Raw genomic sequence first — 19,809 nt, forward strand, 5'->3', positions numbered from 1 at the left:
TAGAATTGCAGGATGGGTAAATACGTGGTGACCGGTTCCGCATCAGGCATGGGACTGGCAGTGGCCGACAAACTCCGCGCAGAAGGGCACGACGTCATCGGCGTCGACCTCAAGGACGCCGACGTCACGGCCGATCTATCGACAGCGGATGGTCGTGCACGGGCGATCCGAGAACTTCTGGCCGCCCTCGACGGTGTCCTCGACGGGGCCGTGTTTGCGGCGGGCGTTGGCCCACGCCGCGGCAACGAACGCACCACCGTCGAAGTGAATGTTCTCGGAACCACCGAGCTCCTCACCGCGCTGCGACCCAAGCTGGCGGCCGCAGGCAACGCGAAGGTCGTTGTTTTCGGCTCCAATTCGACGACGTCGACCCCGTTTGTGCCGCGCCGCGCGATTAGCCTCCTCGACGACGGCAATACAGAGCGGGCCACCAAGATCCTGCGTCGCCGCGGACCGCTGTCGGGGCCGGCGGCCTATGCGGCGTCGAAGCTGGCCTTGAGTCGGTGGGTGCGGCGGGCGGCAGCATCGCCTGAATTCGCGGGTGCGGGCGTCCGCGTCAACATCATCGCCCCCGGACCTGTCTTGACTCCGCTCCTCAAGGCGCAACTCGAAGGGGCCTCTGGCAATCAGGTGCGTTCGCTCCCGGTACCGGTCCGTGAACATGGCACCCCGGAACAGCTCGCTCAGTGGGTGATGGTGATGCTGTCGCCCGCCGCCGATTTCATGGTGGGATCGGTCGTGACCGTCGACGGTGGTACCGAAGCGCTGCTGCGGACTAAAGACTGGCCGTCACCGATGCCTCTCAAGCGCGTCCCGAAAATGCTGAATGGACTGCGTCAGGCCAAGGGCAAGGGGCAGGTCGCGGACTACTCCGACGCCTGAGCCGTTGGCAGCGACACCGTGTAGTTGAAAATCTGGTCGATGGACCACGAAAGTTCCTCGTTGGAGACACCCGAGCATTGGTAGCCGATCAGCACCATCAACGATTGCGCGGCGATCAGTGAGGCCATTTGGGCGTCGCCGATCACGTCCGTCACGAACTCGGTGACGGCATCGCGTCGGGTTTCGTCGACGTGGACGACAGCTTCCGCGATCATGGCGTCCGTCGCTGACCAGGTGCGGATGGCACGTTCGGTCTCGTGGTTGAGGTTCAGGGTGGCATCGTGGAGGGCGCGAAGCCGCTCGATCGGACTGCCAATGGTGCGCAATTGGGCGACGACGTTGGCGGTCGCTTCCGTCTGCCAGTGTTCGATCAGCGCGGTTTCGAAGTCTTTCCAATTCTTGAACGAGTGATAGAACCCGCCAGTCGTGAGCCCTGTTTCGGCGCAGACCGTTGACTGTTTGAATCCGCCGAATCCGTCGTTGGCGAGGACTCGCAAGCCCGCATCGAGGAATCTCGCGCGCAACGGATCAACGGTCGGTGAGGGTGCAGGCGGCACAGACATGTGTTGATTGTCCCACGTGCGTCCTTGTGAAACCTGAGGTGTTCGTTCGTACGGTGGACAGTTGTGGCGGGGGAGCGAATGGGTGAGAGCCGTGCGAGTGGGAAGATTGCGGTGCGTTCGGCTTCATGAAATGAAGGGGTAAGGCTCAGATGGCTTCGGAATCAACGGTGTTTACCAGCGTCGATGAGTTAGTTGAGGCGATGCTGTCGTCGCACCCGCCGGTGTTGCTCGACGTGCGGTGGCAACTTGGCGATCCGGACGGGCTCGTGCACTACCGCGAAGGGCATCTGCCCGGGTCGGTGTACGTCGACCTCGACACCGAACTGGCCGCACCTGCGTCGCCGGAAGCGGGGCGTCATCCGCTGCCCGCGATCGAAGACTTGCAGGCCGCGGCCCGCAAGTGGGGCGTCTACTTTGGTGCGCCCGTGGTGGTCTACGACGATTGGGAAGGCAAAGCTGCGGCCCGCGCCTGGTGGCTGCTGAAGTGGGCTGGCGTGGCCGACGTCCGGATCCTCGACGGTGGCCTCGGAGCGTGGAAGGCTGCGGGCATGCGCGTCTCGACCGGCAATGCCACGCCGCGCGTCGGGAACGTAACCCTGACTGCCGGGCACATGCCGACGATCGACATTGATGCTGTGGCACGCCTCGACACCTCCGCAACATTGCTGCTGGATGCGCGTGCGCCGGAACGGTTCTCCGGCGAGTCCGAACCCGTTGACCCCCGGCCAGGCCGCATTCCCGGCGCCGTGAACGCACCGACGGGAGCCAATGTGACCGGCGACGGTATGTTCCGCCCCGTCGCCGAGCTGCGCGAACACTATGAGTCATTGGGTGCCACCGCCCGCGAAGTGGTGGTCTACTGCGGGTCGGGCGTCACCGCAGCTCACGACGTCGCAGCCCTCGCCGCCGCCGGGATCCCGGCAACGCTGTTTCCGGGGTCGTACTCGCAGTGGTCCAACGACGTCGACCGCCCGGTGGAGGTCGGCTAGTGCGGGTGCTGGTGGTCGACGACGATCCCGGCATTACCGAGACCGTCCGACGGACGCTGGTCGCAGAGGGCTGGGTGGTCGACACGGCCGCCGATGGCGTCGTCGGCCTGGAACGGGCGTTGACCGAGCCGTTCGATGTGATTGTCCTCGACATCATGATGCCGGGCCGCAACGGCTACGAAGCGGTGCGCGACCTCCGCAAGGCTGACGTGTGGACGCCGGTCCTGATGTTGACCGCGAAAGATGGTGAATACGACCAAGCTGACGCCTTCGATTTCGGTGCCGACGATTACCTGACGAAACCGTATTCGGCGGTCGTGCTGGTGGCGCGTCTGCGGGCCTTGGTTCGACGTGGCGCGCCCGAGCGTCCAACGGTCATGACGGCCGGTTCCCTGTCTCTCGACCCGTCGGCGCACATCGCTAAGCGCGGCGACACCGTACTGACCTTGACGCGCCGCGAGTTCGCGTTGTTGGAATTTTTGATGCGACACAAGGGCCAGGCGATGTCGAAGACTCAGATCGTCGACTCGGTGTGGGACGTCAACTATTCCGGCGACGAAAACGTCGTCGAGGTGTACATCAGCTACCTCCGCAAACGAATCGACACCCCTTTCGGCTGCCAGTCCATCCAAACCGTCCGCGGCGTCGGCTACCGCCTAGACCCCGACGGCGGCGAGTAGCGCTCCGTCGCTCCGCTCCTCCCGTTCTCGCATGATGCGTCGATTCCCGCACTATGTCAGACATAGTGCGGGAATCGACGCATCATGCGAGAACGCGTTCGGGCGGTGGGCGAGACCCGCGCTCAACTACCGTCGACTTATGGTTTCTAGGGTGCAGCGCCTGATTGGGCCGGTGCGGATGCGGCTGACGTTGATCGCTACAGCACTGGTGTTGGTGGCGCTGCTGGTCGCTGGGGGCGTGATGGTTCTCGTCGCGCGGAACCTGCTGTACGGCGCGGCGGATCAGGCGACGTCGACGCGTGCCAACGAAATCGCGACCGAAGTTGCCCTCGATGGCGTCGACGGCCTCGACAAAGCGCTGCTCAACCTGAACCAGTACGTCGACATCATCCAGATCTACGACCCCGCGGGCACACTCCTCATCTCCACCTTTCACGGGAGCACAAAACCTCTCGGACCGTCGCTTGCCCCCGGCTCGGAAACCGTCAACGACGACGTCACCCCCGCCGCCGACGCCCCCGAATTCCGGGCCAGCTTTGTCGGCGTCATCTCCCCCGACCACGGGAAGGTGACGGTCGTCGTCGGGACGTCAGAGAAGCCGCTGCACTGGCTGATCGCGGTCATCGCGCTGCTATGCGGCCTGACGTTCCCGCTGATAGTGGTATTGATCGGGGTTCTGACCTACTACTTTGTTGGCCGCGCGCTGGAACCCGTCGAAGCCATTCGACGCCAGGTCGACGAGATTTCCGTCGGCGACCTCAACCAGCGGGTGCCCGTGCCCGCGACCCGAGACGAGATCGGCACTTTGGCTGTCACGATGAACCAGATGCTCGACCGCCTCGAGGAGGCCCGCAGCCGCGAACTGCGGTTTGTCGGCGATGCCTCTCACGAACTCAATAGCCCGCTGACGACGCTCGTCGGCCTGTTCGATCTCGCCGAACTGAAAGGTGAAGGCATTGACCGGGAGACGGCCCGCGACGTGATGGCACCGGAGGCGCGTCGCCTGCAATACATGGTGGCCGACATGCTGCTCCTGGCACGCGCCGACGAGAGCGGCGTAGCGTTGCGGTTCGGCTCAGTGGACCTCGACGACCTGGTGGAGTCCGAAGTTCGGCGACTCACCGCCCTCAGCGACTTTCAGATCAGCGCCACCATTCTGCCAATCCAGGTGGACGGCGACGGTGAGAAGCTCGGCCGCGCCCTCCGCAACCTCACCGACAATGCGATGCGCCATGCGGCCAGCCACATTTCCATCGACATGGCCACCGACGACGAGCATGTCCAGATCACGGTGTCCGACGACGGCCCCGGCGTCTCCGACGACGACAAAGACCGTATCTTGCAGCGCTTCGTCCGCCTCGATTCCGCGCGTACCCGCACCGTCGGCGGTGCCGGGTTGGGCTTGGCGATTGTTTCCGAGATTGTTCGCGCCCACGACGGCACCATGATCGTCGCTGACGCCGAGGCGGGCGGAGCGAGGATCGGATTTTCGTTGCCGTTGGGGGAGTAAGTGACGTGATTGTCGGTGAGGTTGGCCGACGCCGAAGCCGACGCGTTGACGACGTTGCGGGCGTCGGGGATCGATAGAGTGCTTTCCGGGAGGTTGGAGAGAACCATGGACGATCCGCGCAACGCTGATCTCACGGCCAAGGCCAAGATTCGGAACGCCGCACTCGACTTGTATGCCGAGCGGGGCGAGGATGGCGCTTCGATGCGGGCCGTCGCAGCTGCGGCAGGGGTAACGGTGAGCCTGGTGCAGCATCACTTCACCACCAAAGATGGCCTGCGCAGCGCCGTGGAGCAGCTGATCATCGACTATCACAAGGCGGCCATTGCCTCGGCCGCAGCCGAGGGCACCCCGGGCGAGATCGCCGCAGCCCGTGACGAAGCTGTGCGACAAATGCTGGCCGACCATCCCTCGGTGGTGAACTACATGCGCCGGGTTTTGTTGGAGCCAGCCTCCGGCGGTGGAACCATGCTTGCTCGCCTTACGGAACTGTCACGCACGGAGGTCGTGGGCCTTCGCGAAGCTGGCATCGCGTCTACCCGCAGCAGCGTTGCCGAGCAGACGGTCGCGCTGATGGTCCGACAGGTGGGCGAACTCTTTCTGCAGCCACTGGTCGACTCGATGTGGGAGCAGCTCGGGGGCGAGGACAATGCGAGCAAGCCGGTGCTGAGTGTCAGGGCCCAACCTGCGAGCGAATAGACCCGCGCAGCACGGCCTTGTCGATCTTGCCAACCGACGTCACCGGCAGCGATGTGGCCGCATGGATCTGGTCGGGGAGTTTGAAAGCGGCGAGGCCCCGTGCGGTGAGGAAGGCTCGAACTTCCCGCAACGTCGGGGCCGCAGCTTCGCGCACAGGCACGACGACCGCGCAGATCAGCTCGCCGAGGGCATCGTCAGCTAGTCCGACCACCGCGGTGTGTGCGATCGCCGGGTGTGCCAGGAGGTGTTCTTCGACGTCGTCGGCGGCGACGTTTTCTCCGGCGCGCACGATGGTGTCTTTGATCCGGCCGGTCACCGCGAGGTGTCCGGACCGGGTTTGGCGGACGAGGTCGCCGGACCGGTAGAAACCGTCGGGGGTGAAGGCTCGGGCGTTGTGTTCGGGTGCCCGGTAGTAGCCGCGCAACGTGTAGGGGCCGCGGACCAGGAGTTCACCTTCGGTGCCTGCGGGGACTTCGTGTCCGTCGGTGTCGACGACCCGAATCTCGTCGTGGGGGCTCATCGGTGATCCTTGGCTGGCGTGGACGAGTTCACGCGGATCGTCGATGCGGGTGTAGCAAATGAGCCCCTCGGCCATGCCGAATACCTGCTGCACCACGGGGCCCATTGCGGCGTCGATTGCGGCGGCGTCGGGTTCGGCCAACTTGGACCCGCCGACTTGCAGCAGTCGCAGGGTCGAAATGTTTGCGGGCTCCCATTCGGTTGCCGCACACCAGAGTTGGGCCAATGCCGGAACCAGTGCCGTGACGGTGACGCGATACTTTTCGATTGCGTCGAACGCGGACTCTGGACTGGGGTTGCCGGTGAAGACGGTGTGTCCGCCGACGGCGACGGTGCCGAGTAGTCCCGGGCAGCACAGCGGAAAGTTGTGGGCGGCGGGCAGCGCCGCCAGGTAGACGTCGTCGGCGGTGAGGTGGGCGATGTCTGCGGAGCTTGCCGCGTTGAACGCGTAGTCGTTGTGGGTTCGCGGGATCAGTTTCGGTAGCCCGGTGGTGCCGCCGGAAACGAGGAATAGGGCGGGCAAGTCGGGGTCGATGATCGGCGGCGTCCACGGAAGTTCGGATTCGGGGAGTGTCGCAAATTCGCCAGCCTCCCCGGCGACGAAAACGTGGTGGATGGCGGGTACTTGCTTGCGGAGTTCGCTGGCCAGGATTCGGTAGTCGTACCCGTCGGCGACGGCGTCGCACACGTAGCCGCGGGCTCCCGACCCGACGGCAAGGTGCGAGATCTCGCTGATGCGGTGGGCGGGCAAGGTCATTACCGGGACCAGCCCGGCGCGCAGCAAGCCGTAGAAGGTGATGGCGAACTCGGCAGAGTTGTTGAGCTGCAGCACAATCCGATCGCCGGTCGCGAGTCCGGCCGCGATGAATCCGGCGGCACGACTGTCGGCTGCGTGGAGTAGTTCGGCGTAGGTGAGTGTGGTGCCGGTGGCGGCGTCTGTGACGGCGGGGGCGTCGGGCGTGGTGGCGGTTTGGTCGGCGAGTGGCTGCCAGAGTGGCTGGCCTGCGAAAAGCTTTGCTTCTCGGTAGCAGTCGGCGAGTTCTGTGCGGTGTGCGACGAAGCCGGTGGCGAGGGTGTTGGGGGTGGAGGTCATACGCGAGTCCTTGACTAGGTGAGGCTAGGGCAGCCTAACCTACTCCGGTGGCTGATGTAGATTAGCCTCACCTAATTTCTTAGCAGTCGATGATGGGACATACGAATGGCGCTGGCACCAGCTTCCGAAGCAGTGGACACCCACCCGAATGACGACTTCGCCGCCCATGCCGCGGCAGTCTGCGGCACCTGGGCGGCGTCGGGAGAGTTCGGTGATTATGTCGTCTACGAACGTGACGGGCGTTGGGTTTTTGCCGCTCGCCCGCAGGCCCGAATCGTCCTCACGAAGAATCGGGTGATCGTCGACCAGCACGACGGCCAGCATCTCGACTTCGGCTGGCAGGGCCAACCCGCCGATGCCCTTCGAGAAGCTTTCGCCGGATTGAGCCAGCCGAACTGGCGGCTCTACGGTTGGGTCGGATTCGACTACTGCGCACCGCATCACGGACTGTTAGATCACGTTCCCGACGACGTGGTTCTCGCTCAATTTATTGTTCCGGGGCTTGAAGCCTTCATTGATGAAGCGGGCATCGGCATGGAAAATGCCGACGAAGAAACACTCGCTCGCCTGCGGGAGTTGGCCGAACACCCGATGGTGCCCGGCAGCGGGGACGAGATCAATGTGACCGTCGATCATGACAATTACCGCGGGCGCGTCGCGACCGCGGTCCGGGAAATCAACGACGGCCGCTACCAGAAGGTGATTCTCTCGCGCGCCGTCGATATCGACTACGACGTCGACATCCCGGCGACTTATGTCCGCGGCCGCGCGGGAAACAACCCGGCGCGGTCGTACCTGCTGCGACTCGGGGGTTTGGCGGCGGCGGGCTTTAGCCCCGAACTGGTGGTGGCGGCAGACGGTTTCGGGACAGTTGTGACCGAACCGCTGGCGGGTACTCGAGCCTTTGGGCGGTCACCGGATATCGACTTGGCGGCCCGCGAGGATCTGCTGTCGGACGAGAAGGAGATCGCCGAGCACGCCATGTCGGTACGTGCATGCTTCACGGAGATCGAGTCGGTGGCGCTCCCGGGGACCACCGCCGTCGACGAGTTCATGGTGGTCCGTGAACGCGGTAGCGTTCAGCATCTCGCTTCCACGGTGTCCGGACGGTTGGATCCGGAAGCGGGGCCGTGGCGCGCGCTCGGCGTGCTATTTCCGTCAATCACAGCGTCCGGGATTCCGAAAGCGCCTGCGTTGGAAGCGATCTATCGATTGGAGCCGCAGCGTCGCGAACTCTATTCCGGTGCGGTCCTGATGGCCGATTCCGGTGGCGCTCTAGAGGCTGCCCTCGCCCTGCGGAGCATCTTCGCCGAGGGCGACCGCGCCTGGATTCGCGCTGGCGCTGGCATCGTGGGGCAGTCGCGCCCCGACCGGGAGTTTGAAGAAACCTGTGAGAAGCTCGCCAGTGTGGCCCCGTTTGTCGTGCGGGCCGCTCGATGAATCCAACAGCAATCAAACCCGAAGCAATCAACCCCAAAGCGATCCGTGACGATATCGCGGCGCTTCTCGGGATCGACGCCGCGACGATCGACGATGCCGACGATCTGATCGGCGTCGGGCTCGATTCCATCCGAATGATGCGGCTCGCCGGTGGGTGGCGCAAGCGCGGGCACGACATCAGCTTCGCCGATCTGGCAGCTACCCCGACGGTCGCCGCGTGGGCCGCGCTCCTGGCGCCGACAAGCACTCCCGACGCACCCGCGCCCATCACCTGGGACGAAACCGACTGGCAGGGAGACGATTTCCCGCTCGCCCCGATGCAGCACGCGTACTGGGTTGGTCGAACCGGCAGCACGGAACTTGGCGGGGTGGCCGCGCACCTGTACGTGGAGTTCGATGGTGCGAACCTGGATGCTGAGCGCCTCGCTGCGGCCGCCGAGACACTGGCTCAACGCCATCACATGCTGCGCGCTCGCTTCACCGCAGACGGTAGGCAGATCATCGATCCGAGCCTGCGTCGCCCGGCACTGGTGGTTGACGATCAACGCGGTGCAGCCGCCGATGAGTTGGCCACGCTGCTCGCGGATCGCCGATCCGGCAAAAGTCACCAGGTGCTCGACGTCGCGAGCGGCGAGGTCTTTGATCTCACCCTGACCTTGCTCCCCGGCGGCCAGCATCGGCTGCACTTCGACATCGACATGCTCGCGGCGGACGCCATGAGCTATCGGATGCTGCTGAGCGATCTCGTCGCCCTCTACGACGGCAGAACTCCCGCTCCGATCGCCGTTTCCTATCGGGACTACCTGAAAGACCGTGCGCAACATCCAGATTCGGCGCGCGATGCCGATCGGCAATGGTGGGCCGAGCGGCTCGACGACCTTCCCGGCGGACCGGAACTCCCGTCGCGTCCAGCGGGTCAGAGCGCGCACGCTCGGCCGCAGGTGCTTCGGATGAATCACTGGCTCAGCGGTGAGGCCCGCGACACCCTGTTCGCCGCAGCCCGCGCCCGCAGTCTGACGCCAGCAGCGGTTGTCGGTGCCGTCTATGCCGCCAGTGTTGGCGCGTGGTCGGCCAGCCCACGTTTTCTGCTGAACGTTCCGCTCTTCAATCGCGCACCGATGCACCCGGAAATCGAGTTGGTGTCGGGCGACTTCAGTTCGTCAATTCTGGTCGACGTCGATCTCACCGTCCTGACCGAGCCCGGCCGCGACTGCGTTGTTGATCTTGCTCGCGATCTGCAGCGTCGCATGCACGAGGCCGGTGCCCACAGCGCCTACGGTGCTCTGGATGTGCTTCGCGACCTCAGCCGTCGTCGCGGCGAAACAATCTTGGCCCCAGTGGTTTTCACCAGTGCGCTGGGTCTTGGCGAACTGTTTGCCGACGAGGTTCTCGGTCGTTTCGGCAAACCGGTGCATCTGGTCTCGCAAGGCCCACAGGTCCTACTCGATGCCCAGGTCACCGAGTTCGGCGGCGGTCTCCTGGTGAACTGGGACGTGCGGATCGACCAGTTCCCGGATGGGGTGGTCGAGGCGATGTTCGCGCACTTTGCTGCGGCTCTCGATCGGCTGGCCGCTCCGGGCGAAGCCGGTTGGCTGGCGGAGGCACTCCCGCAATTGCCCGTTGACCAGCGGACGGTTCGCGGCGCCGTTAACGCAACGAATGCGCCGGCCAGTGGTCGAGTGCTGCACCAGGGATTCTTCGACGTCGCGGCCACCGACCCGGGGCGCTCCGCGCTGATCTGGGCTGATGACAGTGAATCTGGCAGCTCTGAACTCACCTACGGTGAACTCGCGCAGCAAGCCCTGGCGGTGGCCTCGGGCCTCCGTGCGGTCGGGGTGCGGCCGGGCGACGCCGTTGGCGTTGCGCTCCGCAAGGGCTATCGGCAGGTGATCGCGACACTCGGTGTGTACGCCGCCGGTGCGGTGTGGGTGCCCGTCTCCTACGACCAACCCACTTCGCGTCGAGCCGCCATTCTGCGAACTGGCGAAGCGCGGGTACTGCTGACCGACGACGCTGTCGCGGCGGACACGCTCGACCTGCCGGTTGTGGAACTATCCGATGCGCTGACGGCGCCACCACTGTCGGGACCACACCTGCCCGATCCGGAAGACGTTGCCTACGTGCTGTTTACCTCCGGATCCACGGGCACCCCGAAGGGGGTCGAGGTACCGCATCGTGCGGCCATGAACACCATCGACGACATCAACGGCCGCTTTGCTGTTGGCCCGGCGGACCGGTCAATCACTGTCGCAGCTTTGGAATTCGATATCTCCGTCTACGACATCTTCGGCCTCTACAGTGCGGGCGGTGCGGTCATCGCCATCGGTGCCGACGACGCGAAAGATCCGGCGGCGTGGCGGCAGCAACTCGTCGCGCACGGGGCCAGCATCCTGACCTGCGTCCCGAGCGCACTCGATATGTTACTGACCGATGCTGAGACCACCACCAAAGATCTGGGGAACAGCCTGCGGGCGGTCCTCATTGGCGGCGACTGGGTGGGCGTCGACCTACCGGTGCGCCTGGCTGCACTTTCGCCGAGTACCCGGTTCGCGGGCCTCGGCGGTGCCACCGAGATCGCCATTCACGGCACGGTCTGCGAAACCTCGCAGCCGCCCGCCGATTGGACGGCGGTGCCGTTCGGTACGCCGCTGAACAATGTGGTGTGCCGCGTAGTTAGCGAACTCGGCACCGACTGCCCCGATTGGGTGACCGGCGAGCTGTGGGTCGGCGGTGACGGGGTGGCTTGCGGCTACCGCAACGAGCCGCAACGCACGGCGGAACGGTTTGTCGAATACGCCGGTAGCCGCTGGTACCGCACCGGCGACCTCGCTCGCTACTGGCCCGACGGCACCGTTGAGTTTGTTGGTCGCGCCGACAATCAGGTCAAGATCCGCGGCTACCGGGTGGAACTCGGCGAGATCGAAGGTGTGCTGCGGAGCCTGCCCGGCGTACGTCACGCGGTCGCCATCCTCCTGACCGGCGACGGCCCGGCTGTTCTGGCGTCGGCGGTGACACCGGAGCCGGGCGTGACGCTGGAAGGCGACGACGTGCTGGCGCAGCTCGCGAATCATCTGCCGTCGTACATGGTGCCCGCGGTGTTGGACGTGCGCGACGAGCTCCCGCTGACCGGCAACGGCAAGTTTGATCGAGTCGCGCTCACCGCACTCCTCGGTGCTGCGAGCGGCTCAGTGAGTACCAGCCGCGAACCCGCCACCGATCTGGAACGGGCGCTCCTGGCCATTGTCTCCGATGTGATGCACGGTCAGCGGCTTGGCGTCGACGACGACTTTTTTGCGGCCGGCGGCGACTCCGTGCTGGCCACGACGGTGATTGCTCGCGTCCGCGACCTGCTCGACGCGCCGCAAGCGGGGGTCGCCGATATTTTTGCGGCCCGAAGTATCGCGCAGCTGGCAACCCGGCTCGCCGAGACCGATCAGGTGCCCGGCCGACTGGAACAAATCGCGGGCTTCTATCTGGAGATCGCCGCCATGGATGACGAAGAGTTGATTGCCCAATGAGCCAAACCACCACCCTCCTGTGCATCGGCGCGGGCCCGAAATCACTTGCTGTGGCAGCGAAAGCCAAGGTCCTCGCCGATCTTGGCTTGCCCGCACCGCGCGTGGTGATCGTCGACCGGTACGGGGTCGGCGGCAACTGGTTGCCGATGGGCGGCTGGACGGACGGTCGGCATCGGCTGGGAACCAGTCCGGAGAAAGACGTCGGATTCCCGTATCGCGGCGCACCGCATCGCATGCACGCCGCGGAGATTAACGCGGGAATGCTCGAGTTCAGTTGGATGGCGTTCCTGGTGGCGCATCAGACCTACACCGAATGGGTCGACCGCGGCCGACCAAACCCGCACCATCACGTTTGGGCGCGCTACCTCGATTGGGTGGCCAGGCGGTCGGGGACCGACTTACGCCTCGGAACGGTAAACCGAGTGCATCTGGAAGACGACGGCTGGCGACTCGACTATGTGACCGCGGATGGCGCTGTCGAAACGGTCAGCGGCGACGGACTCCTGGTGACCGGCCCGGGGTCGAGTGATGAGCCGCTCCTTGACGATCCGCGCGTCTACTCGGTGTCGAAGTTTTGGAATGCCATCTCACGCAAAGATATTCCGGTGGCGTCACGCGCCGCGGTGGTCGGCGGCGGGGAGACGGCGGCGTCGGCCCTCGACGAATTGGTGCGCCACGAGATGATGTCGATCTCGGTGATCTCACCGGCACCGACCATCTATACGCGCGGCGAAAGCTATTTCGAGAACTCGGTGTTTTCCGACCCCACCGGTTGGTCGGCGCTGCCCGCAACGGAGCGGCGCGACGTGATTCGCCGGACCGACCGCGGAGTGTTCTCCGTCAGCGTCCAAGAAAACCTGCTGACTGACGACCGCATCCACCACCTGCGGGGCCGCGTTACCGGCGCGAGACGGGTGGGCGATTCGGTGACCCTGACGCTCGACAACCCGGGGGCCATGGCGACCGATCACTCCTTCGATCTGGTCGTCGACGCGACAGGTGGCCGCCCGTTGTGGTTCCTCGATCTGTTCGACGACGAGACGCTCGACGAGCTTGAACTGGCGCTCGGCAACCGGCCGGAGCTGGGGGTTGTGGAAGCGGCGATCGGGCACGACCTCGCCGTCACCGGCCTGAGCCAACCGCTGTATCTTCCGAATCTCGCGGGCTTTGCACAAGGCCCCGGCTTCCCCAATCTCAGTTGCCTGGGCGAACTCTCGAACCGGGTGCTGAGAAGTGCCGTCGACCGCGCGGCTACCCGAAGTGGGTTGGGCCGATGACCAACGACTACCGAATCGCCCGGGAAATCATCGGCGTTGATGACGACGTGCGGGCGGCTGGACCACCGCCGGTGCCGACCGCAGCGGGGGAGTTTGCCCTGCGCCCGGTAGATCCGGACGCCGATGCGGCCATGCTGCAGGAATGGTTCGCGCGCGAACATCTGGCGAGTACTTGGGAGCAGGAATGGTCCAGCGAACGCTGGAGCGCCGACGCCCGCTATCGGCTGTCGGGTGACTATTCGCGCCCGGTGATCTTTGCCCGCAACGGTGTGGACGTCGGATACCTGGAGATCTATCGGGTGGCACGCGACGAGATCGCCAGGCTCTACCCGGTGGACCCACACGACCTCGGCTTTCACATCGCGACTGCCGATCGTGCGCTCCTCGGCCGCGGCCTGATTTCCGGGATGCTGCGCGAGCTGGCCGACGCGCTGCTTGCGGCAGACCCCGCTTGCCGTCGCATCGTCGCGGAACCGGCGTCGTCGAATGCCCCCATCCGGCGTGCCCTCACGAAGCGTGGGTGGAGCGACGTCGGAGAGTTTCAAGTCCGCCCGGACCGTCGCGTTGCGCTGCACCTGCTGGACCGCCCCGTTGCACCCACCCTGACCGCCCCCACGAGTTTGGATGTTGACTGATGACACAAGCCCGCACCGCCCCCGCTCTCCGCGCCTTCCACAAACCGGTTCACGAGAACTCGCCACTTCTGCTCGTGTTTCCCCACGCCGGTGGCGGAGCGTCTTCGTACCGGGAACTGTCGCAACAACTTTCGGCACAGTACGAGGTCCGGGTAATGCAGTACCCGGGCAGGCAAGACCGTGCCCGCGAAGCCGCAGCCACCTCGCTGACCGAACTCGCCGCCGAGGCCTTTGCGTCGGTGGCCGCCGACGACAACCTCGCTGGCCGCCCAACGGTGGTGTTTGGTCACAGCATGGGCGCCATCGTCGCTTTCGAATTCACCAGGCTGCTTGAGTCCGCCGGAGGGCCGCCGGCGCGGTTGGTGGTTTCGGCCGCGACAGCACCCAGCCAAGTGGCGGATCTGCCTAAACACCCCGATTCCGATGAGGAACTTCTGGCGCATCTGTCGGGGCTACAGGGCACCGGGGGCCAAGTGATGTCCAACGATGCCGTTATGCGGATGGCGTTGCCCGCGCTACGCGCCGACTACCGGGCGTTCGACGCCTACGACTGTCCCACTGATGCTCGGGTGTCGGTGCCGATCCAGGTGATTGGCGGCGCCGACGACCCGGTGATCGCACCGTTTCGGCTGCATTCGTGGACCCGCCATGCCGACGATGTCGATGTCCGGATCGTCGACGGCGGGCACTTCTATCTCAACGAGCATCCCGAAACGTTGGTCGACCTTCTCCTGGCCGGGGCAGCGCGATGATCCCGGACGATGCCATCGTTATCGTCGGGATGGGCGTGGAAGCACCGGGTGGGATTGAGACACCCGAGGACTTCTTCGACGCTCTCGCCGCCGGTGCTGACCTGATCGGGCCGCTGCCCCGCGATCGTGACTGGCCCATCGACCAGATCCTGGCGCTGGGAGCGCTCCCCGGGTGGGGCGCGGTCCCCGATGCTGGCGGTTTCCTGGACGGGGCCGCGGAATTCGACCCGCAGTTCTTTGGACTGAGCCCCCGCGAGGCGACGGCAATGGATCCGCAGCAGCGAGTCGCGATGCGTGTGGCGTGGCGGGCCTTGGAAAACGCCGGGGTACGGCCCGACAGCCTCACCGGCGCCGAGATGGGCGTCTACTTCGGGGCATCGGCAATGGAGTATGGGCCCCGGGCGGCAAGCGTCAACAGCTACTCGGGGCACCGGATCGCCGGTGCCGCAATGGGATCGGTATCCGGCCGCATCTCGCACACCCTCGGCATCGCCGGTCCATCGATGACGATCGACACCGCATGCGCCTCCTCACTGACGGCCATCCACCAGGCTGCCGCCGCCATCCGCGCGGGTGAATGCGACAGCGCGATCGCCGGTGGTGTGTGCGTGATGGGTTCACCCGGGGCGTTCTTCGAGTTCTCCCGAAACAATGCACTCGCCGCAGATGGACGCTGCCGGTCGTATTCGGCGAAAGCCGACGGCACCGCGTGGGGCGAAGGTGCGGGTGCGGTGATCCTCGAAACGGCGGCCACAGCACGCGCCGCCGGGCATCGCATCTACGGTGCCATCGCCGGATCGCGGGTCAATCACAACGGAGCGGGTGCCCCGATCGTGGTGCCGAGCGCGCAAGCGCAGCGTCAGGTCATCGAAGCCACCTTGCGGATCTCGCGGGTCGACGCCGCCGACGTCGACCTGATTGAAGGGCACGGGACCGGAACCCTCGGGGATGCGTTCGAACTGGAAGCCCTCGCCGCCACCTACGGCGCGGCCAGCGGTGCGGCGACTCCGGCCGCGGTCGGGTCGGTGAAGTCGAACGCGGGGCACGCCCAGGCCGCGTCGGGCGTCCTCGGCCTCATCAAAGTGCTGCAGTGCGGACGCAACGGACAGATCGTCGCCAGTCGGTTCGCCGACGAACCCACCACCGACATTGACTGGGACACAGCTGGATTGCGCATCCCGTCAGTAACACAGGAGTGGCCTGCGCGTCACGGTCACCGACTGGCGGCCGTCTCCAGTTTCGGTGTCTCCGGAACCAACACCCACCTGATCGTCGACATGCCGGAGGCCAACCGTGCCTGAGCCCACCTTGAACCACCATTCTGCGCACAAGTATGTGCTGCCCGACGGTCGTATCCCCGTCGTCATCTCCGCCGATGCAGAAGCGGGCGTGGGGCGTTTCGCCGCCGCAATCGCCACCTTCCTGCGCGCGAATCCGGGCCTCGACGCTCAGCGCGTCGCCGACTACCTCCTCGATGCCCGGCCGGTGCGTCGTCATCGGGCGATCGCTGCGGTGTCCGATCGCACGGAACTTTTGGAAGCACTCGACGCCCTGACCGACGGACGGTCGTACCCGTGCGTGGTTCGGGGCACCGCGTCGTCGCACAGGTTTGCCTACGTCTACCCCGGCCAGGGTGGCCAGCGCCCCGGAATGGGTGCCGTCGACTATGCGCACTCGGCGGCCTATCGCGCGGCCGTCGACGAATGCCATGCCGAGTCCATGGCGCTGTTCGGTACCTCGCCAATCGACTACGTTTTGGGTCGCCGCGGCACCACTCAAACCGACGACGTGCGCGTGGTGCAACCGGCGCTATTCATGCACATGTTGGGTCTCACCGCCATGTGGGACGACGCCGGCGTGCGCCCGGAGATGACCGTCGGACACTCGCAGGGCGAGATCGCCGCCGCGGTACGCAGTGGAATCGCCACCCTCCGCGACGGGTTAGTCGTGGTCACGGTGCGTGCGCGGGCTGTCGATGCGGTGGCCCCGCGTGGCTACACGATGGCCGTCCTCGGTATTGATATCGACGAGGCCGAGGCCCTCCTGGCGCGAAACTCCGGGTGGATGGAACTGTCGGTGGTGAACTCCGCGCACATCCTGTGCGTGTCGGGTGAACGCGATGCCGTCGTCTCGCTGGTGGAGTCGTTGACGGCAGAAGGCAAGTTCGCCAAGGAGATTCGCGTCGCCTATCCCGCACACACCAGCATTGTCAGTAAGTTCCGCGATGAACTGGCACCCAACTTTGACCGGTACGGGCTGGGCGAACTGTTCGGCCCGGCCAAGATCCCGTGCGTCGGTGCCACCTTGGGTGAGGCCATCGCCGAGACGATGCCGATCCGCGACTACTGGTTCTGGAACCTGCGCAATCGAGTGCGATTCGACCGCGCCATCACCACCGCCGTCGACTCCGGTGCCGACCGATTCATTGAGATTGCCGAGCATCCGACGCTGGTATTGGCAATGTCGGAAACCCTCGCCGATCACCCGAACACCGAGATCATCGCAACGCGCCGTCGAGAATGCACCGACCTGGAACTCTTCACCCGAAACGTGCTGACCGTGGCCGTCAGCGATCAACGGTTTCACTGGACCGCATGGGCCACCGAGGACTCCGGTGCGTCACCGGCCCGCGCGCTCCCACTCGAGGGATTTCCCAACTCGCCGATGCGCCGCGTCCACCACTGGGCACCGTTCATCGACGGGATCGACGATGCAGCGAACCAGCCCGGTTGGGCATCACCGGGGGTGGACCATGACGTGCGCGCATTGCGAACGGCGTGGGAGCGTCCGGCCAGTCGTAAGCTCGTTGCACCCCAAAAGATTGCACTCCTGACGATGGACGATGCTGATCATCGTGCGGCCGAGGAGATCTGTCTGCGCGCCCCGGATCACGGAGCTCGCGCGTGGCAGGGATCCGGCGCGGGAGCCGATGCCGCGCTCCTGTTGCTTCCTGTCGGGCGGGGCGTCGGCTTGCTGAGCGACGTCCTCACCGAACTCGACCTCGTCGAACTCCCGGCGATGCTGTGGGTTGCGACGACCGGCGCCGAAACGGTGGCGCCGACGGAGATTGCCGATGCCGGGCATGCGGCCGTGATGGCTGGGCTTCGGTGCTTGGCGGCCGAACGGCCAGGATTGCGTATCGCTCAGCTCGATCTGCCCATCGGCGGGGCATCGGCAGACGACATTTTGTCGGCGATCCACGTCGGTGGGGAGTCGGCCGTGGTGCTTCGTGACGGTGCGACGTTGGTCAAACGACTTGTCCCAGTTGATGTTTCGGATCAACAGGTGCCAGCGGTGACGCACGCCGTCATCACCGGCGGTACCGGTCGGGTCGGATTGGCGATGGCCGAGCGGATCGCGCACGACGGTGCCCGGCGTATCATCCTGCTCAGCCGGTCTGGTGGCAACAAGGAGGCGCGGCGAACGGCGCGGCGGATTGCTCATCGATTCGGCGTCGTCGTCGACCTGCGGCGCTGCGACCTCACCGACGAGACGTCTGTGGTCGCGGCCGTCGGTGACCTTGGCAAGGTAGATCTGCTGGTGCACGCCGCACTCGACTACGTGGCCGGACCGCTGACGTCGTTCACCCCGGCCGATGTGGCCCGAGCTTTCGGCGCGAAAGTTGATGGGCTGTCGCGAATCATGGCGGCACTGAACGGATTTGGGAAAGATGGCGGTGGGCGGGTGCTGATCTGCTCGTCGCTGGCGGCGACGATCGGCGGACGCGACCAAGCGCTGTATGCCGCGGCCAACCGACTCTTGGAAGTTGAGGCGGCGCACCTCCGAGCCAACGGGATCGACGCCGTCGCGATCGGGTGGGGCCTGTGGGCGGTGCAAGGGCCACTCGACGCTGACGGCGTGGAGCGGGTCACCTCAACGGGGGTGGTGCCGATGGCGCCGACTGCCGCCCTTGACGTTGGACTCCGCGTCACCGAGGATGCGCAGGTTCTTGCCGCCACCTGGCCGGATCTGCGGGATCTGCTCTCGGTGCTGGGAATGTCGTCGTTGATCGCCGAAGTTCCGGACCTGCGGGTGTCGGTGCCCGAAGTTGGCCAGCCTGAGCCATCCCCGGAGAGTGTTGCCGCTGAAGCGATTCCGATGACGCTGTCGACTGACATCCCGCTGGCGGGCATTCCGTCTTCAGATGTCCCGTCGGAGGATTTGACCGCAGGCCTGGTTGAGGAGCTAGCCGTGGCGATGGGGCTGGCGGCGAGTGATATTGACCTGACGACCCCGTTGGTGGCGTTGGGGGTGGATTCCTTGCAGGCGTTGGACTTCCGCAAACGCGTCCAGGGTCGGCTATCACGCGACCTGCCGGTGGAAGCAATCCTCGGCGGCGCGAGCTTGGCCGATGTCGTCGAAATTCTGGACGCCGCATGACCGTGACCAGGGCAACCTTACTAAGGCTAGACTTACCTTCCTTATGTTTGGTTGAATTGCCGCATGTATGAGGACGAGCGATACGTGGTCGAGGAACAATCGAAGGCTGCGGCCAACGAATCCGGCTCGAAGGTCAACTGGCCGACGGTGATGATGTCCGCGGGTATTGCCGCGATGATTTCGGCGATTGTGCTGGCGATCGGTATGGCCGGGCTCATGGTTAGCGGTGTGACTACCAAGGCGGCCGTGGCGGAGGCACCAGCGACTGTCGTGAATCTGGGGGCGCAGCAGCAAGCGCCGGGTGCGCCCGCGGCACCCGCGGCAGCGCCGTCGTCGGATGTGGCACCTGCTCCGGTTGCGGAGGTTCCGGCCGATGTCCCGGCCCCCGCGCCGGTCCCTGAGGCCACCACTGCCGCGCAGCCGACTGCCGCGCAGGCGAGTGGCCCCACTACGCCGACCGCTGCGCAGTTGCAGGCGGATCTGGATTTTCTCGGTTCGGGTGCCTCGGGCGCACAGAAGGCGCAGCGGCTTGAGGGTGGGTCTCGCGCGGTGAATCAGGCGCAGGGCATTCTTGGTCTCGCTAAACGGTTCAAGGCGATGGGTCTGACGTACCGGATCGTCGACCCGGTTACCGTGAACGGCAATACGGCGTCGGCGCGCATGAAGCTCGCGTCTCCCGGCTACGACCCGACTTACATGACCCTCAAGTGGGTGTGGCAAGACGGCCGTTGGAAGCTCACCAACGCCTCCGTCTGCGACCTCGGCTCCTACGCCTCCATTCCCTGCAATCTCTAGTCGTCGTCGCTCCGCTCCTCCCGTTCTCGCATGATGCGTCGATTCCCGCACTATGTCTGACGTAGTGCGGGAATCGACGC

General features: G+C 65.5%; 15 protein-coding genes. 13 read left to right on the top strand and 2 right to left on the bottom strand.

Translation table 11 applies throughout. From position 1 onward, the window contains the following. The first annotated feature begins 12 nt into the window (after window positions 1-12). The gene (locus tag AC1L34_RS15690) at window positions 13-882 is read left to right on the top strand and encodes an SDR family oxidoreductase (protein ID WP_480034889.1); all 870 of its coding nucleotides are present in this window, start codon (window positions 13-15) and stop codon (window positions 880-882) included. On the opposite strand, the gene AC1L34_RS15695 is transcribed toward AC1L34_RS15690, so the two are convergent. Further along, on the bottom strand, window positions 867-1,445 hold the full coding sequence (locus tag AC1L34_RS15695; protein WP_480034890.1) for a TetR/AcrR family transcriptional regulator: 579 nt from the start codon (window positions 1,443-1,445) through the stop codon (window positions 867-869). The genes AC1L34_RS15690 and AC1L34_RS15695 overlap by 16 nt on opposite strands. Before the next feature lie 149 nt (window positions 1,446-1,594). Between AC1L34_RS15695 and AC1L34_RS15700 the strand changes: the two genes are divergently transcribed. The 4 genes from AC1L34_RS15700 to AC1L34_RS15715 all read left to right on the top strand — a co-directional run bounded on the left by AC1L34_RS15700 (window position 1,595) and on the right by AC1L34_RS15715 (window position 5,320). Next, window positions 1,595-2,434 carry a sulfurtransferase gene (locus AC1L34_RS15700; RefSeq protein WP_480034891.1) on the top strand — a complete coding sequence of 280 codons (840 nt, stop codon included), beginning with the start codon at window positions 1,595-1,597 and terminating at the stop codon, window positions 2,432-2,434. Further along, window positions 2,434-3,114 carry a response regulator transcription factor gene (locus AC1L34_RS15705; RefSeq protein WP_480034892.1) on the top strand — a complete coding sequence of 227 codons (681 nt, stop codon included), beginning with the start codon at window positions 2,434-2,436 and terminating at the stop codon, window positions 3,112-3,114. Before AC1L34_RS15700 ends, AC1L34_RS15705 begins: the two co-directional genes overlap by 1 nt. Before the next feature lie 139 nt (window positions 3,115-3,253). Then, complete coding sequence (locus AC1L34_RS15710) at window positions 3,254-4,624, top strand: sensor histidine kinase (RefSeq protein WP_424296972.1); 1,371 nt, start codon at window positions 3,254-3,256, stop codon at window positions 4,622-4,624. A gap of 105 nt (window positions 4,625-4,729) precedes the next feature. Further along, on the top strand, window positions 4,730-5,320 hold the full coding sequence (locus AC1L34_RS15715; RefSeq protein ID WP_424296971.1) for a TetR/AcrR family transcriptional regulator: 591 nt from the start codon (window positions 4,730-4,732) through the stop codon (window positions 5,318-5,320). Here the strand turns inward: AC1L34_RS15715 and AC1L34_RS15720 are convergent. Continuing rightward, complete coding sequence (locus AC1L34_RS15720; RefSeq protein ID WP_424296970.1) at window positions 5,295-6,932, bottom strand: (2,3-dihydroxybenzoyl)adenylate synthase; 1,638 nt, start codon at window positions 6,930-6,932, stop codon at window positions 5,295-5,297. The two genes, AC1L34_RS15715 and AC1L34_RS15720, sit on opposite strands and share 26 nt — an antisense overlap. A 105-nt stretch (window positions 6,933-7,037) precedes the next feature. Between AC1L34_RS15720 and AC1L34_RS15725 the strand changes: the two genes are divergently transcribed. The 8 genes from AC1L34_RS15725 (at window position 7,038) to AC1L34_RS15760 (ending at window position 19,729) form a co-directional block, all read left to right on the top strand. After that, window positions 7,038-8,372 (top strand): salicylate synthase, encoded by a 1,335-nt coding sequence (locus tag AC1L34_RS15725; RefSeq protein ID WP_424296968.1) that lies wholly within the window; start codon window positions 7,038-7,040, stop codon window positions 8,370-8,372. After that, on the top strand, window positions 8,369-11,890 hold the full coding sequence (locus tag AC1L34_RS15730) for a non-ribosomal peptide synthetase (RefSeq protein ID WP_424296966.1): 3,522 nt from the start codon (window positions 8,369-8,371) through the stop codon (window positions 11,888-11,890). Before AC1L34_RS15725 ends, AC1L34_RS15730 begins: the two co-directional genes overlap by 4 nt. Then, window positions 11,887-13,167 carry a SidA/IucD/PvdA family monooxygenase gene (locus tag AC1L34_RS15735; RefSeq protein ID WP_424296964.1) on the top strand — a complete coding sequence of 427 codons (1,281 nt, stop codon included), beginning with the start codon at window positions 11,887-11,889 and terminating at the stop codon, window positions 13,165-13,167. The genes AC1L34_RS15730 and AC1L34_RS15735 overlap by 4 nt, the downstream gene beginning before the upstream one ends. Next, window positions 13,164-13,802 (top strand): GNAT family N-acetyltransferase, encoded by a 639-nt coding sequence (locus AC1L34_RS15740; RefSeq protein ID WP_424296962.1) that lies wholly within the window; start codon window positions 13,164-13,166, stop codon window positions 13,800-13,802. Before AC1L34_RS15735 ends, AC1L34_RS15740 begins: the two co-directional genes overlap by 4 nt. Then, the gene (locus AC1L34_RS15745; RefSeq protein WP_424296960.1) at window positions 13,802-14,554 is read left to right on the top strand and encodes a thioesterase II family protein; all 753 of its coding nucleotides are present in this window, start codon (window positions 13,802-13,804) and stop codon (window positions 14,552-14,554) included. Before AC1L34_RS15740 ends, AC1L34_RS15745 begins: the two co-directional genes overlap by 1 nt. Then, window positions 14,551-15,855, top strand: a complete 1,305-nt coding sequence (locus AC1L34_RS15750; protein ID WP_424296958.1) for a beta-ketoacyl [acyl carrier protein] synthase domain-containing protein — start codon at window positions 14,551-14,553, stop codon at window positions 15,853-15,855. Before AC1L34_RS15745 ends, AC1L34_RS15750 begins: the two co-directional genes overlap by 4 nt. After that, a complete protein-coding gene (locus AC1L34_RS15755) occupies window positions 15,848-18,934 on the top strand; it encodes an SDR family NAD(P)-dependent oxidoreductase (protein WP_480034893.1) in 3,087 nt (1,028 codons plus the stop codon). Before AC1L34_RS15750 ends, AC1L34_RS15755 begins: the two co-directional genes overlap by 8 nt. A 63-nt stretch (window positions 18,935-18,997) precedes the next feature. Next, window positions 18,998-19,729, top strand: a complete 732-nt coding sequence (locus tag AC1L34_RS15760) for an MTB12 C-terminal domain-containing protein (RefSeq protein WP_424321785.1) — start codon at window positions 18,998-19,000, stop codon at window positions 19,727-19,729. Window positions 19,730-19,809: the final 80 nt, after the last annotated feature.

This window comes from Gordonia sp. 34D (assembly GCF_056682775.1).